We start from the raw sequence: 16,364 nt of genomic DNA, 5'->3' as shown, positions 1-16,364 counted from the left end.
TATGTCTGGGAGTTTATTATTTGAAGCAATTGTTTTTCTCGCTGGTGCCATTATTTGTGTATCGATAGCAAAGCGATTAGGATTAAGTTCGGTAATTGGATATTTATTAGCTGGAGTATTAATTGGTCCATATGTGTTAGGTTTTATAGGAGAAGAGGGAGAGGATATACTCCACTTTGCAGAGTTTGGCGTTGTAGTAATGCTGTTTTTAATTGGTCTAGAAATTGAACCAAAAAACTTCTGGAACATGCGAAAATCCATACTTGGTATGGGTGGTATACAAGTAGGGTTAACTATGTTGTTTACCTACTTATTGTTCGCTTTTTTAGGATATGAGTGGCAAGTAGCTTTAGCTATAGGTATGGCTGTAGCACTGTCATCTACAGCCATTGCGTTACAAACCATAAAGGAAAAAGGATTAATGAAGACAACTTTTGGTTCAAGTGCTTTTTCAATATTACTATTTCAAGATATCATCGTGATCTTCATGATTGGTGCTTTACCGTTATTAAGTAATACCAATGAGCATGCTGAAGGTAATGGAGGTCACTCTTCATCTACATTAATAGAAAGCTTACCAATTGGTTTACAAACCTTAGCTATTATTTTATCTGTGGTAGTTATTATATTGGCAGGTCGATTTGTTATTGTGCCAATGCTACGTAAGGTGGCTAAAACAGGAGTAAGAGAACTATTGATAGCCGCTGCGTTTTTAATTGTCTTCGGAATTTCTTTTCTAATGGAATTTGTAGGCTTAAGTCCTGCCTTAGGTGCCTTTTTAGGTGGAGTAGTGTTGTCTACTAGTGAATTTAAACACGAGTTAGAAAGTACGCTAGAACCATTTAAAAACCTGTTACTTGGTCTCTTTTTTATGGCTGTTGGAGCATCTATTAACTTTGTGGTTATTGCTAATAGTCCGTTAACTATAGGAGGTATTTTACTTGCTATAATTATTATAAAAGCATTAGTGTTATTTGTCACTGGACGAATCTTTAAACTTAAATTAGATCAAAATGTATTGCTAACATTCAGTTTAGCTCAGGTTGGTGAATTCGCTTTTGTATTACTGTCATTTGCTTTTCAACTTGAGATTTTAGAACAAGAACAAATGGATACGATGTTAGTAATAACTGCAGTATCTATGTCGTTAACACCAATTTTAGCGGTAATCAATGAGCGACTAATTCTTCCGAAAGTAGGCACTAAAGAATCTATAAAACGTCCAATGGATCATATTGCTAAATCGCAAAAGGTAATCTTAGTAGGCTTTGGGCACTTTGGTAATACAGTAGGACGTTTTTTACGCTCACATGGTATTGAAGCTACAATTTTAGATTTTGATTCTAACCGTGTTGATTTTCTTCGTAAAATGGGATTTGAAGTGTATTATGGTGATGCCACACGCGAAGATTTATTAGAATCTGCAGGAATAGCTGAAGCTAAATTATTGATTTGCGCTACTAACAAAGTGTCTGTTGCTAAAGCTATTACCAAAATTGTAAAAGAAAAATATCCACACGTAGAGCTTTTGGTACGAACCAAAAATAGGTATGACGCTTATGAGCTTCTTAATATGGATGTAAATAATATTTATCGTGAAACCTTAGATACGTCATTGGCTTTAGCTAGTGATGCTTTGCATAAGCTTGGGTTTAGAAAATATACACTTAACCGTCAGGTGCAAAATTTTATTAAATATGATGAAGCCAGTTTAAGACGAATGGCAGAGCAACCAAGACGTGACGATGACTATATTTTTAAAGCTCGTAAAGAACTAGAACAACAAGAAAAATTGCTTGAAGCTGATTTTAAACGAGGTATTGTAGCTTACGATAATCATTGGGATAGTGATCATATAAGAAAGCAATTAGAAAAATCTAGTGAGGCTTAAATTCAAGTAATTAAGAAAAATGCAAAATGATATTCCAAATATTGAGTTTAATGCCAAAAAGCCTAATAATTCTGGAATAGAAATACTCACCATTGAAAGCTTAGCCAGTCGTAAAAATTTGGCTAAAGATCATCATCCGGAAAAAGCACATCAAGTCGCTTTTAATATGATTGTCTACTATACCGAAGGTGAAAGCCAGCAACTGGTAGATTTTGTATGGCATCCAGTGAAGAAAAACACTATTATTCATATTTCAAAAGGGCAAATAAATGCTTTCAAGTTTACTAAAGAATTAAAAGGTTACATTTTGTTGTTTACAACGTCGTATCTTCAAAAGCAAATAAATACATTACCTAAAAATGAAATTATAAGGCTGTTTAATACAAGTCTGTTTTCACCAATAATTCAAGCTCCAGATGATTCTAATGTTTTGAATTATTTCGATTTATTTTATGAAGAATATAATTCTTCCAAAGAAGATTATAATCAAGAAAACACATACAAATCGTTACATTCTATCATATTTTCGAAATTAGAACGTTTAAAGCAATACCAAACCTTTTATCTAAAACAAACAGATAAACTTGAAACGTTTTTGCAATTTAAGACCTTGTTAGAAACGTATTATAAAGCAAGCAGAAATGCAGATTTCTATGCTGATAAACTAAACATCACTTACAAGCATCTTAATACCATTTGTAAATCTACTGTTGGTATTACAGCCAAACAATTTATTGATCAGTTTTTGGTGTTAGAAGCGAAACGTTTGCTAATAAATTCGGAAATTAAAAGCACCGAATTGGCTTATAAACTTGGGTTTGAAGAGCCTACAAATTTTGTAAAATACTTTAAAAAACATACAGAATTTACCCCAAATGCCTTCAAAAAAGAATACCTCTAAATAATAAGGTTCGATATTTACCATTTTTATTCTGAAATCTATCTTAATAAAAGCTTAGTTCCATAATAATTTTGCAGTGTAATTAAAACACTAATAAAATGAAACACTTAGCAATAATACTAACGCTAGTAATAGTATTGACATCTTGCAAATCAGAAAAGCAAAATAATAACACACAAAAAAAAGAAGAAAAGACTATGGAAACACAAGTTAAAGTATCAAACAAAGACAAAGTTGTAGCACTTTTAAAAAGTATAGAAACTGGAGATAAAACACCTATAACCTACATTAATCCAGATAAATACATTCAACATAACTTAGCTGTAGCCGATGGTTTAGTAGGGTTTGGAACAATATTACAAAACGCACCCGAAGGTGGTTTTAAGGTAAATACTATAAGAGCTTTTGAAGATGGCGATTACATATTTACACAAACAGATTATGATTTTTTTGGTCCAAAAATAGGTTTTGATGTTTTTAGATTCGAAAATGGATTAATTGTAGAACATTGGGATAATTTAATAGAAAAACAACCTGAAAACCCAAGTGGTCATACACAAATTGATGGCACAACAACCCTTACCGATATAGATAAAACCGAAGCTAACAAAGCATTGGTATTAAACTTTGTAAACGACATTTTAGTAAATGGAAAAATGGATAAATTACAAAGTTACTTTAATGGCAATAATTATATACAACACAATCCAAATATTGCCGATGGTTTATCAGGTTTAGGTCAAGCTCTAGAAGCTATGGCAAAACAAGGTATTCATATGGAATTTGATACGGTTCACAAAGTATTAGGTCAAGGTAATTTTGTATTAACCATTAGCGAAGGTCGTTTTGCAGGCAAACCAACGTCATACTATGATTTGTTTAGAGTTGAAGACGGTAAAATTGCTGAACATTGGGATGTTATGGAAACTATTCTACCTGAAACAGATAGAAAAAACACCAATGGTAAATTTAATTTTCCTAATAATTAAAAAAGACATTTCATTGATTAATAGCAGAAAAGACTACCAAAACGGTAGTCTTTTCATTTTTACAAATATTAAAACCTAAGCTCAAGCTGTAAGAATTTGTTTAAGTTGTGATGTAAAAGCAAAAAATAAAATAAAAGGTGCTATGGAAACTTTTACAGCAGTGAAAATAGTTTTATGAAGTAAATTGGTTTAATCAGCTTAACAAATATGTATTAATCCTTAACATATATGTCTTGAAAACCTTCTAAAATAGATTCCCTATATACTTTAGTACATTTTATAGTGTTATTTTGATTATTTATTTAAATTTTAAAGTCTATATTAAAACTTTATACTTAAAAACCATTAATTTTCTATTTTGTTTTTGTACGGAAAATTTTACAGAATATCTATCTAATCTACTTATGAAAAGAATCCATTTGTCTTGTTTTGTTTTAGTCTGCATTTTATTTCAGTCAATTTCAATCTACTCCCAAAATAGGGTAATAGATAGCTTGGAAAATGTATTGAAAACTTATCAAAAGCAAGACACGATTCGAGTTAATACACTCAATTACTTGGCGTTTTATAATTATAGAAACAATCCACCTCAAGCTATAGCATATAATGATGAAGCATTAAATCTAGCCAAAACATTAAACGCTAAGAAGTTTATAGCTCACAGTTACTACATAAGAGCCGTTGTTTATACAGAGCAAGTCAATTTTGAAGTTGCCATAAAGAATTACAACAAAGCCCTAGAAGTTTACAACTCCATAAATGATTTAAATGGTTTGAAAAAATGCAACAATGGTTTAGGCGTTTTGCATCAATATCGAGGTAATTATGATTTAGCCTTAAAACATTTCAAAGAAACCTTAAGCATTTCAGAACAGTTAGGAGATAATTCCAATAAACATAGTTATTTATATAATATTGGAAATGTCTATTCAGAGACTGGTGAGTATCAAAAAGCTCTTGAAAATTTTAAACTAGCCCTAGAGAATAATATAAAAAACAGAGATTCATTGGGTATGTTGAATTGTTACAATTCGATTGCGAATGTGTATTACCAGCAAAGCAATTATCCATTAGCCTTAAATTATCACAATCAATCTTTAGACATAGCGCAAAAAAGCAAAGACTCTATTGGTATATTCCAATCCCTGATTAATTTAGGGAATTTGTACCGATTTCAAGGCTTAAATGATAAGGCATTAAGCTATTATAACAAAGCGCATGCCATAGATAATGCTAAATACAATGTAAAAAACATAACAGCCTTAAAAAATAATATTGCGGGTATTTATTATGATAATGATGAGTTGGACAAAGCCATAACTTATTTTAAGGAATCTATAGTGTTGAGTAAAGAAATTGATGATAAAGTAAATTTAGCTACAGCACTTAATGGTTTGGGGTTTGTCTATTTTCAAAAGAAAGATTATGCTACAGCTTTGAGCTATTTTGATCAAGCCTTAAACATAAATTTGAAAATTAACCAATCGTACGATATGATGGATTCCTATCATGGTTTAGCAGACACTTATTATCGTTTGAAAACATATGATCTGGCGTTAGAGAATGCTCAAAAATTAGCAGATTCATCAGAGAAGCATGGTCTTTTAAGGCATAAAAAAAATGCCTATGGTTTGCTTTCTGATATCTATGGGAAAACCCGAAATTATAAAAAAGCATTTGAAAGTCATCAACAATACAAAATATTAAATGACAGTATTTTCAATGAAGATAATATTGAAAAGATGACGCAATTAGAGTACGAATACAAATACAAACAAGCACTAGACTCTGCAAGTATAAGAGAGCTTAAACTAACTAAAACAGTACAAGCTACATCTCAAGATTTACAAAAGTCAAAGCGTAATTATTTATGGGCAATTATTTGTGTGTTATTGGTGTCAATTATCCTTGGGTCTATAATTTTTAGTCAAAGATTAAAAAACGAAAAGTCAAAAACCCAAAACGTGGTTATGGAGCAAAAACTATTACGCTCGCAAATGACGCCTCATTTTATATTCAATTCATTGTCAGTACTACAAGGAATGATTTTAAACAAAGAAGAAAAAAAATCCATTCAGTATCTATCTAAGTTTTCAAAGTTACTGCGTATAACCTTAGAAAATTCACGAGATAAAATGGTATCGCTTTCGCAAGAATTATTGGCAATTCAAAATTATCTTACGCTTCAAAATTTAGAGAATGACACTTTTAATTGCACTATTTTGGTAGATGAAGCTATAGATGTGACATTGTTTGAAGTTCCGCCAATGCTCATTCAGCCTTTTGTGGAAAATGCTATTGAACACGCGTTTAAAGACCAAACAGATAACAAGCGTATAGATATAAAACTTGCATACACTAACAAAAAACTGTTATGTACCATTGCTGATAATGGTATTGGTATTGATAGTGTTAAAAAATCAGAGAACAAAAATAAAAGTTCATTAGCGACAGTTATTACTGCCGAACGTCTTGCAGTATTATCAAAAGATTATAACATGGAAGGGTCGGTAACTATTGAAGATCGAAAAAAGTTTGATGAGCAAGGAACTTTAGTTACTTTAGTAATTCCTCATAAAATCATTGCTATTTCATGAAAACACTATTAGTTGAAGATAAAGCGTATATACGAAAAGGGCTGTTAAATCTTCTGCAACTTATTGATACTGATGTGAATGTGTTGGGTGAGTGCGAATCGGTTAAAGAAGCAGTTGTAGTAGCCAATGCTTGTAAACCAGATTTAATTTTCCTAGATATTAATCTTACTGATGGCACTGCTTTTGATTTTCTGGATCAAACAGAACACCTCAACTTCAAAATAATATTTATTACTGCTTATGAAGAATATGCGCTACAAGCTTTAAAAATAGGAGCTGTAGACTATATTCTTAAACCTGTAGATATATCAGACCTTGAAGTTGCTTTAAAAAAAGTGACCACCTTGACTGTAGCTGAGCAAAAACAACAAATAAAAACTGTTAAGTCTGTTTGGAATAATGAAGATTCTAAAATTATTTTGTCGCTTCATGACAGTTTTCAGGTTATAGACTTAAAAGAACTTATGTATTGCGAGTCTGATAAAGGTTACACGTCTTTTTATTGTAGTGATGGTAAAAAACATGTGGTTTCAAAAACACTCAAGGCCTTTGAGGACCAACTTAGTGCTGCAAACTTTACGCGTCCTCATCAATCGTATATGGTGAATCTTCAGTTTATTGATAAATATGATAAATCTGGTATCATTTATTTAAAAAACGGTAAAAAAATACCAGTATCTTCTCGAAAGAAAGACCAATTTGTAGCTGCGTTCTTAAACAAGAATTAGAAAATCTAGCACATTCTGCTTTTCAAATATGTTTTGAAGTACCACGCTTATGGATTCATAAATAGTAGAAATCCATTTCCTATTTCATAGACAATCATCGTAACATACATTTATACTACCTAAAACTATAAGTGTATGAAAAACAAGATTTCAAAATTAAACAAGCAGGTTGTAATCGTATGTATTACAACACTACTTTTTATGGCATGTAGCGATAATTTAAGTCAACAGCCTACAACTGCAAAAGGCTTTAGTGCTATAGAGCAGGAGCTAAAAAGCAAATTTGGTGAAGATGCATACTATACCAACTTAAGTGTTATTCACAATGAAACAATTGGTAATACTATTAATGTAACTGTTGCACAAGATCCAGAATCCATGAAAATGGAAGAGTGGAATGTGGTGCAAAACAACTGGAAACAAAGTTCTGATATTGTAATTGAAGTGCCTCAAGGCACAAAAGCTACCGATTATATGTATCAACTAGGTGATAATATTAACCTGACAAAATTGGGTGGTTTGGTAGAAACGTCTACACAAAAACTAAAGGATATGAAAAACCTTAAAAACCCAAAATTAAGCATTGCGTCTATAAAGTTCCCAAAAAATGGAGATGTCTCTAAAGCAGAATACCTAGTAACGCTAGAGCCTGAACATGGAGGAACAGCATTTAGCTTTTTCTACACTTTAGATGGCAACCTAATTAAAATGGATTACTAAAAAAAACAGTTATTAATTATAAACCTTAAATCATGAAAAAACAATTACTTACATTATTTGCGATTTTTACGTTAACCATAGGATTTTCGCAAACATTTACAGATAATTATATAACCTATGAAGTTATAGATAATACAAACAATTATGTTCGTACACTTAACTATGATACCGCTGGCGGAACTATTGTAAATATTCCAGCAACCGTTGTAAATGGTGGTATTACCTATCAAGTTACATATGTATGGGGCAGTTCGTTTGCAAATAAGGGACTCACTCAGGTCTCTTTGCCTTTAGGGTTAACAGATATTGGTTCCTCTGCATTTGCTAATAACAATTTAACTACGGTTACAATTCCTAATTCGGTTATTAATATTTTGGCAAGTGCTTTTATTAATAATCAGTTAAACTCAATTTTTTTGGGTAACAGCTTAACAACCATAGGTTCTAGCGCTTTTCGCTCAAATTTATTAACACAGGTTGATATACCAGCAAGTGTGACAACCTTAAGTGGAGAGGCTTTTAGGGATAATCAACTCTCATCAGTAATACTAACCAATAGCATTGGAGTGTTAGAGACAGGTGTTTTTAGAGATAATCAACTTTCAAATTTTATAATTCCAGAAGGAATAACTCAAATTAAATTTAGAGCATTTAGAAACAACTTGTTGACAGATGTTACTTTGCCAAGTAGTCTTACTACCATAGGCGATGAAGCTTTTATGCTAAATCAATTAACTAGTTTAGATATAGTAGATACTATTACAAGTGTTGGAATGGATGCTTTTCGCGATAATCAATTGACAAACCTTATAATTGGTTCCGGTATTAATGTTGTTGAAGATAGAGCTTTTCTTAATAACCAACTTACTAGTATTACAATTCCAGATAATGTTACATTAATTAGAGATGAGGCATTTAAAGACAATCAATTGAGTAACCTGGTTCTGTCAAACAATATTGAAAATATTAAAGATTCTGCATTTAAAAATAATCAATTGACAACTGTTATTATTCCAGATGGCGTTTTAGCTATAGATGATGAGGCATTTTACAATAATCCTTTAGCTGATATTTTCTCATTAAGTATAACGCCACCGACAATTGTGACTGGATCTAATGATACTTTTAGTGACAATAGAAGTGCGATTCAGTTACATATTCCAGTAGGTACAATGGGAGCTTATGTTACTGATCCTGGAGCTTTATGGACTGGATTTAATCCTGTAACAGAATTTGGAGCAGCTCAGGTTGGTGATACTTTCGTGTACGATTTTATTACTTATGAAATTACATCTCTAACTCCAAATGAGGTTAAGGCTATTGATTATGATATGACTGGAGGGACTGTAGTTGATATACCTAGCACAGTTCCTCATAACTCTGAGTCATATAATGTCATAAGTATTGGTAATCAGGCTTTTCAAGGAAATGGTCTAACAAGCGTAACAATAAGTGATAGTGTCACATCAATCGGTGTGTATGCCTTTTTTCAAAACGCGATATTGGAAGTTGAATTGCCTGCTGCTCTTACTAATATAGAATTAGGTGTTTTTGAAAATAATGCTTTGAATAGTGTTGTGATACCTGATGGCGTAACGAGTATTGGAGTAGGCGCATTCAAAAATAATTCATTAACCAGTGTTATTATTCCAGGTAGTGTAACCACTATTAGTATTCAAGCATTTAGAGACAACCCTTTAAGTGATGTATTTTCTGAAAGTTTATCACCTCCTTCCATCTCTACAGGAGGCAGTAACGATTCCTTTAATAGTAACCGCAGTAACATCCATTTACACATTCCAGCAGGAACAATGGGAGCATATGTTACTGATCCTGGAGCATTATGGACAGGCTTTAATCCAGTAACCGAAGACGCTTTAAGTGTTGATGAGTTTCAACTACAACATGTTGTGAAAATCATAACAAACCCTGAAAGCTTAACTATAACTTCAACTAATAACCTACAGTTGAATAGTTATACACTATATACTATTACTGGAGCAAAAATACATACTGGTGCTAGTACCGAAATTTCAACGAGTACAATGTCAAAAGGTATTTACATCCTTGCATTAGATTTTGATCAAGGAATGCTGATTAAAAAAGTAATGATTAATTAATTGGCGTTATGAAAGCAATAGTAACATTGTTATGTGTATTCTTAGGGTCTACAATAAGTTGGGCACAGGTCATTACTTTTGATGATCAAGGTAGTGTTGATGGGCAAGCTTTGGGAAACCCATACATGATAGCAAATAACGGAGAAACCTTTGTGTTTACTGTTAGTGGAGTAACAGGAGGACCAACAACTCATAGGTATAGAACTACCGATTCTTTTGGTTGTGGTAATACAAGTTTAAGTCACTTGAGTTCAGGAACATTTCCTGCTACAACTTGGACTATAGAGACTCAAAGTGGAAATGAAGTTGATTTTGGAACTATACAATTTGATAATTTTTTTCAATGTTATGTTTTCGCTTACGAATTGACAATTGAGGGTTTTAAAAATAATGTATCAACAGGCTCTCAAACATTCTCGGTTGGAGGAATGAATTCAATTTTTACTCCAAATGCTACTTTTGATGATGTAGATAAAATAGTTATTACTTGTGCCGATTTGGGTAACTTAGGTATTGACAATATCAACTGGTCATCCTCAACGTTACATAATCAGTCTTATTTATTGTATGATAGTGTGCAATTACGTTACAGTAAAAACTCAAACACTATTGAGATAAATACTCTCAATTCTGGTGCGCACTTGTATAAATATACTATGTACGATATATCTGGTAATCAAGTAAAAGAAGGAAATGAGTCTAAGATAGAAACGTTTCAGTTATCTAAAGGGATTTATTTTGTAAAACTAGATTTTAATATAGGAACTGTCCTAAAGAAACTAACGTTCTAACAAAAATTGTAACGAAATGTTTAATTAAAATAAAATGCTATGAAAAGAAAAATGTTAATTCTGTGTGTGCTTATTCTGGGTTACGCTTGTAGTTCAGATGACAACACAAACCCAAATGAACAACCAGACAATTTTTATGCCTTAACGGTAGGGAATACTTGGGAGTATGTTTATTACCTTAAAGATAACGACACAAACACCTTTTTACCCACACCAATAATCGAAACGGTTAATATTACTGAGACTGTAGAAATTGATAATAATACCTACTTTAATTTTAAGCATGTGGTAATAGGTAATGATGGAACTTACCCTTACTTTCCTGATAATGGCGAAAGAAACTACACGTTAAGAGATTCTCTAGGATTTCTAATAGACGAGGTTGGACTTATCAAATACAACAATAGCGATTATAATGAGTATTTCATGTTCAATTTAGATTTTGATTACTCGTATCATTTGGCGCTATCTAATGTCATGGATAACATCACAACCAACGCAGGCAGTTTTACCTGCTATGATAATCATTACTATTTTAAAGATTTCAATGGTAATATCGCTAATGCATTAGACCATATCTATAGAGAAGATGGGATAGGAGAGGTGTTAAGTACTATGTCTTTTGTAACCCAATCTGAGCACTTCATTGAAAAGCGCTTGGAGTCTTATACCATTCAATAACTATAATTCTTTAAAACATGGTTAAACTATTAGAAGAATATAAATTAGAATTGTTTTTACTAGTATTCTACACTGCTATTATTTTATGGATTGTGTTGTAGTGCTTTAGTTTGTTGCAAGATTGAGCAGTAATATTTGGGTTAATTACTGCTCATTTCTTTTTTATAATCGTATTGAATTACTATAAATGATACCTTTTAAGCTTATTTTTAGCGTTAATAGAATAACTTTAAGGGGTTTAACATTGCAAATCATGAAAATCGTTTACGTTTTATTTCTGTGTCTATTAAGCTCTTGTGCTCAAAACATAAAAGAACCAAAAGAAAAAACAATAGAAGAGACTGCATTATCTCAGGAGGAAATTATAAATTCTGTTGTTAAAACACTTCATTTAGATCAAGACGAAATCAAATTAGGAACTATTGTATCTAAAGTATTCCCAAGTAATTCAGATGAAATAATTATAATTATTCCTGAAATAGTAAATGAAGAAGAAGATATTTATGAACTCAATAGTCATATTGTTATAGCTAATGCTACTACGGCAAACATCAAACACAAGTATTTTGAAAGTTCTAAAACCAACGGTTGGGTTTCCGATGCAGTATTTATTGAAGACATTGCGATAGAAGATTTAGAATATAAACTTAACGATTCCGTTACTGCCTTTGGAGTCATGGTCAAGTTTAGAAATAATTCTCAACCTAATCCTTACAGTACCTCAATAGTATCTTTATACGCTAAGAAAAATCATACTCTGCAAAAACTATTAGACAATTTTACAACTTACGAAAGTTCAGGAGAGGTAAATGTCAATTTTAGTGACTGTTATGCAGATATAGTTAAAGAGAAAAATCAACTAAAAATAAGCGATATAACAACAAATGGGTATTACGATATAACTGTCTTACAAACCATAACACAAATTAATTATGCCAAGGATGAAAACGAGGAGTGTAATCCAATCGAGAAAAGTAAAAGTGAACAGCAGTATGTTTTAAAATTTAACAATGAAGCATATGAAGCTATAAAAACCATTACGGAAGAAAACACAGAAAACTTTGATACACTAATTGCCAATACTAAAACCAGAACGCTACCAATAACAGATAGCACAAATTTTGATGATTTTATTGATGAAGATGATTATAAAGTAGTTGATGTAAAAGGTTTTAAATTAATAGATGTTTATCCAAACTTTTACAAAGAAGGTTATAATTTCAAAGCGATAGCCTCATACAAAATTGAAATGTCTCATAACTTTCATACAGCTGTAATAACAGTTCGTAAAGGCAATAATGAAATGGAGTCTGTATTGATTAACTATAATCTTAATGGTGAAATTATCGACTATGAAGTTGTAGCTTATGATGAAACTGCTGAAGGAATTGCAAGAATAACCTCAAAAATTGAAAACCATACTATTGAAAGAACATATACCTTATGGCTCGAAGAGAAAGAAGTGTCTATAGAGCGTTTTGAAATTGATGAAGAAGGGAATATTAAACCAGAGAAATAATTCACAATATCATAAAATTAGGTTTTATGAGTTGTTATTCTAAAAGCCTGTTAATCATAAAGAAATAAAATGAAGCATCAATCAATTCTATTATTCTTTTTAGTATTTATTGCAATAGCTTGTAAAAATCCTGAAAAAGAAAATCCGCAAAGCAACAACGTCATTACTTCTGATGTTATAAACTTTTGGAATGCCTATGATCATATCGTCGCAACTCAAGATTCAGTATTACAATATAACTATTTAGATAGCTTATATTTCAAGAAAGGAACTGTAGGGTTAGAAGGTGTTAGACAAGTAAGAAACTATACAGCACAAGATTATATTGAGGCTATCAACAACTATCCTAAATTCTGGAATTCTATAAGACAGAACACATTAGAGGCTCCTAAAGTCAGTTCGAAATTGCAAGTTGGAATTGAAAAACTAAAAACATTATATCCAGAACTAAAACCTGCAAAAATATATTTTACAATAGGAGCTTTCCGTACACCAGGAACTACAATAGACAGTTTGGTGCTTATTGGTGCAGAACTAGCAATGAGTAATCCTAAAACAGATACAAGCGAGTTTCCTGAAAACCTATCACATTTAAAAACCTATTTCGCTACCAATCCCAATAAAAACTTGGTGTTTTTAAACATCCACGAGTTTGTACATACCCAACAAAAACCGAGAGTTAATAATTTATTATCTTCAGTGATTTATGAAGGTGTTGCAGAGTTTGTAACAGTACAAGCACTCAATCAGCCATCACCAAATCCGCAAATAGAATTCGGAAAAGACAATGCAAAACGAATTAAGGAAGTGTTTGAAGACGAAATGTTTTACGTTGCTAACTTTGGTAAATGGTTAAATAGTAATGAAGCTAACGAATTTGGTGTGCGAGATTTAGGCTATTATGTAGGGTATCAAATTTGCGAGAACTATTACAATCAAGCAGAAGATAAGCAAGCTGCTATAAAGTCTATGATTGAATTAGATTATGAAAACGAATCTATAATTGAAGCGTTTGTTCAAAAAGCGAATTATTTTTCAGCGTCTCTAAATGAATTGGAGCAAAGCTTTGAAAGCAAAAGACCAACCGTTATAGGTATTGAACAATTTGAAAATAAAAGTCAAAATGTAAATCCAAGTACAAAAGCCATTACTATAAAATTTTCTGAAGCTTTAAATGGCTATCATACAAGTGTGGACTTAGGTAGCTTAGGAAGAGAAGCATTCCCAAAAGGAACTTTAAACGGAAGAACATGGGCAGAAGACAACAGGTCTTGGACAATTCCTGTGGAGTTAGAACCTAACAAAACCTATCAAATATTTATAACAAATAATTTTAGGACACCAGACGATAGACCGTTAAAGCCTTATTTAATAGAGTTTAAAACAAGATAAACTATGAAAAACTACATTTTTCTGCTTGCTTTTGTACTGGCAACAAAAATAAGTTTTGCACAATGCCATACCGAATTGGAACAATACACCACAGGCTTTAAGTCAGTTCAAGCTAGTGAGTTTTCATTTCTAGACAATGTACTCAACGATATAAGAATTGTGGGTTATGGTGAAGATACTCATGGAACAGCTGAGTTCACTTTACTAGCTCAAGAGTTAATGAAATACCTTTCTGAACAACACGATTTTAAAATACTGATTATCGAAACCGGTTTTGGTGAAGGCTTGTATCTCAATGATTATGTACAAGGTAAAAGAGACGATTTAAAAACTATCCTAAATCAGTACAATTCGTCTTGGAGGTATAGAACCAAAGAGTTTTATCAGTTAATGGATTGGATGCGAACCTACAATCAAAATAATGAAGATAAATTGTATCTATATGGTTGTGAGATGCAGTACGTAGCTTCAGAAGTGAATAGAATTAAAGAATACCTTTTAAAAGTAGGTTCTGATTATAATGTAGAAGGGTTTGAAAAACACCTTTGGCAAGCGTTTAATGAACAGGAAAAAACAATGTATTTCATGGCGTATGCAAATTTAAAACAACACTTTGTTGAAAACCATGAGAACTTTAAAAGCAAGTCATCTGAAGAAGAATTCAACTTAAACTTTCATCTAGTGGAAATACTTGGTCAGTTTGCCACTACCATCAATCAAAATAACGAACAGAGAAAATCCGATTTTAGAGATATTTACATGGGTGAAAACATACTATGGATTATGAATTATTATAACCATAATAAAAAAGCAATGTATTGGGCACATAATGCGCATGTAGGTGATTGGGTAGATAATGGTATTGTAGATGTTACAGGTCACCAGTTAAGAAAACTGTATGCCGATTATTACTTTAACATAGCTACCGATTTTGGTACAGGCAATTTTATAGCATATCCTAATGATGCTAATAAAACAAACGATTGGCGTTTTAAAACAATTACAATTGATAAAGTAGTTGAAGATACATTTACACAATGTCTAAAAAACTTTGGAACCCCTAACACTTTCCTAAACTTTAGAGTAGCAAGAGCAAACAAAGATTTAGCGTATACTCTTAATTCGCCATTGATCTCAATGAGTGGAGCAGGAGCACGTGCTAGAAGTTCTAAAACAGAATCTAAAGCATTTGGAAGCGCTTTTGATGCTATTATTTATCTTGATAAAACCAACGCCATTAATTGGGCAGATTAATCTTGCAATTAAACTCTAAATACATGAAAAATATAGTTGTCATTCTATTTCTGTGTGTTGTTAGCTGTGATAGAAATCATAGGTCTTCAAATTCAATAGAAACTGATTCAACTTGGAACCAACAAAAAAGAGAACAATACCTTAGCAACCGAAACGATTCAACAACATGGGACATTAAAATGCTTGAAACTGACAAGCAAATGATTGGTATTGGTGATTTTGGTCCGTTTGAGATTGGAGTTTTTCCTGTGCCAAAATATGACCTTTTAGGAAAAGATAGTTTTAAAGGATTGGGTAGTAAAGGCGAAAACTATCAAATAGGCGATAAAACGGTTATCATGAATAGTTTTTTTGTAGCTGATAACGAAATAAACAAAAAGCGACTAAAAGGTAAAAATAATGAAGTGTTTTTTCAATTGTTGGTACTAACTGATACTTTAGATACCATAAATTATAACCTGAACAAAAATATAGGTATTTCTAGAAACCATCCAGACTATGTTGCACAGGGTTTTTTAAAAACTAAAGAAAATAGAATAGATTACTTTGCATTTGATACTGCTGAAAGCAATAGCTATGCTATTATAAACACACGATTATTTGACTTAAATTTTGGAAACTCCATTCTTATAGCGCCACAAAAAGATGGTACATTGAGGTCATTACAAATTAAAAGTCCTCAATTAACCTCTGAAACTGTAGACGAATATACTAATGCACTTTTGCAAGAAGAGCGCGTAAAAATATTCTTTACTAATACAAGCAATATTTAAGACTTGGT

At 31.9% G+C, this 16,364-nt stretch carries 13 protein-coding genes; all 13 read left to right on the top strand.

Annotated elements, in window-relative coordinates; genetic code table 11:
* Position 1 precedes the first annotated feature (1 nt).
* The 13 genes from DMZ43_RS06125 (at position 2) to DMZ43_RS06065 (ending at position 16,356) form a co-directional block, all read left to right on the top strand.
* A complete protein-coding gene (locus DMZ43_RS06125; RefSeq protein ID WP_131506698.1) occupies positions 2–1,891 on the top strand; it encodes a monovalent cation:proton antiporter-2 (CPA2) family protein in 1,890 nt (629 codons plus the stop codon).
* A gap of 19 nt (positions 1,892–1,910) precedes the next feature.
* Complete coding sequence (locus DMZ43_RS06120; protein ID WP_131506697.1) at positions 1,911–2,792, top strand: AraC family transcriptional regulator; 882 nt, start codon at positions 1,911–1,913, stop codon at positions 2,790–2,792.
* A gap of 98 nt (positions 2,793–2,890) precedes the next feature.
* Positions 2,891–3,781, top strand: a complete 891-nt coding sequence (locus DMZ43_RS06115) for a nuclear transport factor 2 family protein (RefSeq protein ID WP_131506696.1) — start codon at positions 2,891–2,893, stop codon at positions 3,779–3,781.
* A gap of 404 nt (positions 3,782–4,185) precedes the next feature.
* Complete coding sequence (locus DMZ43_RS06110) at positions 4,186–6,378, top strand: tetratricopeptide repeat protein (protein ID WP_131506695.1); 2,193 nt, start codon at positions 4,186–4,188, stop codon at positions 6,376–6,378.
* On the top strand, positions 6,375–7,106 hold the full coding sequence (locus DMZ43_RS06105; RefSeq protein ID WP_131506694.1) for a LytTR family DNA-binding domain-containing protein: 732 nt from the start codon (positions 6,375–6,377) through the stop codon (positions 7,104–7,106). Before DMZ43_RS06110 ends, DMZ43_RS06105 begins: the two co-directional genes overlap by 4 nt.
* A gap of 135 nt (positions 7,107–7,241) precedes the next feature.
* Positions 7,242–7,826 carry a hypothetical protein gene (locus DMZ43_RS06100; protein WP_131506693.1) on the top strand — a complete coding sequence of 195 codons (585 nt, stop codon included), beginning with the start codon at positions 7,242–7,244 and terminating at the stop codon, positions 7,824–7,826.
* 32 nt (positions 7,827–7,858) lie between these two features.
* Positions 7,859–9,946 carry a leucine-rich repeat domain-containing protein gene (locus DMZ43_RS06095; RefSeq protein ID WP_131506692.1) on the top strand — a complete coding sequence of 696 codons (2,088 nt, stop codon included), beginning with the start codon at positions 7,859–7,861 and terminating at the stop codon, positions 9,944–9,946.
* Between the two features lie 8 nt (positions 9,947–9,954).
* Positions 9,955–10,737, top strand: coding sequence for a T9SS type A sorting domain-containing protein (locus DMZ43_RS06090; protein ID WP_131506691.1), 783 nt, complete (start codon positions 9,955–9,957; stop codon positions 10,735–10,737).
* Between the two features lie 39 nt (positions 10,738–10,776).
* On the top strand, positions 10,777–11,418 hold the full coding sequence (locus DMZ43_RS06085) for a hypothetical protein (protein ID WP_131506690.1): 642 nt from the start codon (positions 10,777–10,779) through the stop codon (positions 11,416–11,418).
* Positions 11,419–11,671: 253 nt separating this feature from the next.
* On the top strand, positions 11,672–12,937 hold the full coding sequence (locus DMZ43_RS06080) for a hypothetical protein (RefSeq protein WP_131506689.1): 1,266 nt from the start codon (positions 11,672–11,674) through the stop codon (positions 12,935–12,937).
* Positions 12,938–13,006: 69 nt separating this feature from the next.
* Entirely contained in the window at positions 13,007–14,329 is a 1,323-nt protein-coding gene (locus tag DMZ43_RS06075) for a hypothetical protein (RefSeq protein ID WP_131506688.1), read from the top strand.
* Between the two features lie 3 nt (positions 14,330–14,332).
* The gene (locus tag DMZ43_RS06070; protein ID WP_131506687.1) at positions 14,333–15,583 is read left to right on the top strand and encodes an erythromycin esterase family protein; all 1,251 of its coding nucleotides are present in this window, start codon (positions 14,333–14,335) and stop codon (positions 15,581–15,583) included.
* Positions 15,584–15,606: 23 nt separating this feature from the next.
* Positions 15,607–16,356 (top strand): hypothetical protein, encoded by a 750-nt coding sequence (locus DMZ43_RS06065; protein WP_131506686.1) that lies wholly within the window; start codon positions 15,607–15,609, stop codon positions 16,354–16,356.
* Positions 16,357–16,364: the final 8 nt, after the last annotated feature.

It is taken from the genome of Meridianimaribacter sp. CL38, from assembly GCF_004328055.1.
GTDB lineage: Bacteria > Bacteroidota > Bacteroidia > Flavobacteriales > Flavobacteriaceae > Gaetbulibacter_B > Gaetbulibacter_B jejuensis.
This window is presented reverse-complemented; position numbering and strand designations above follow the sequence as displayed.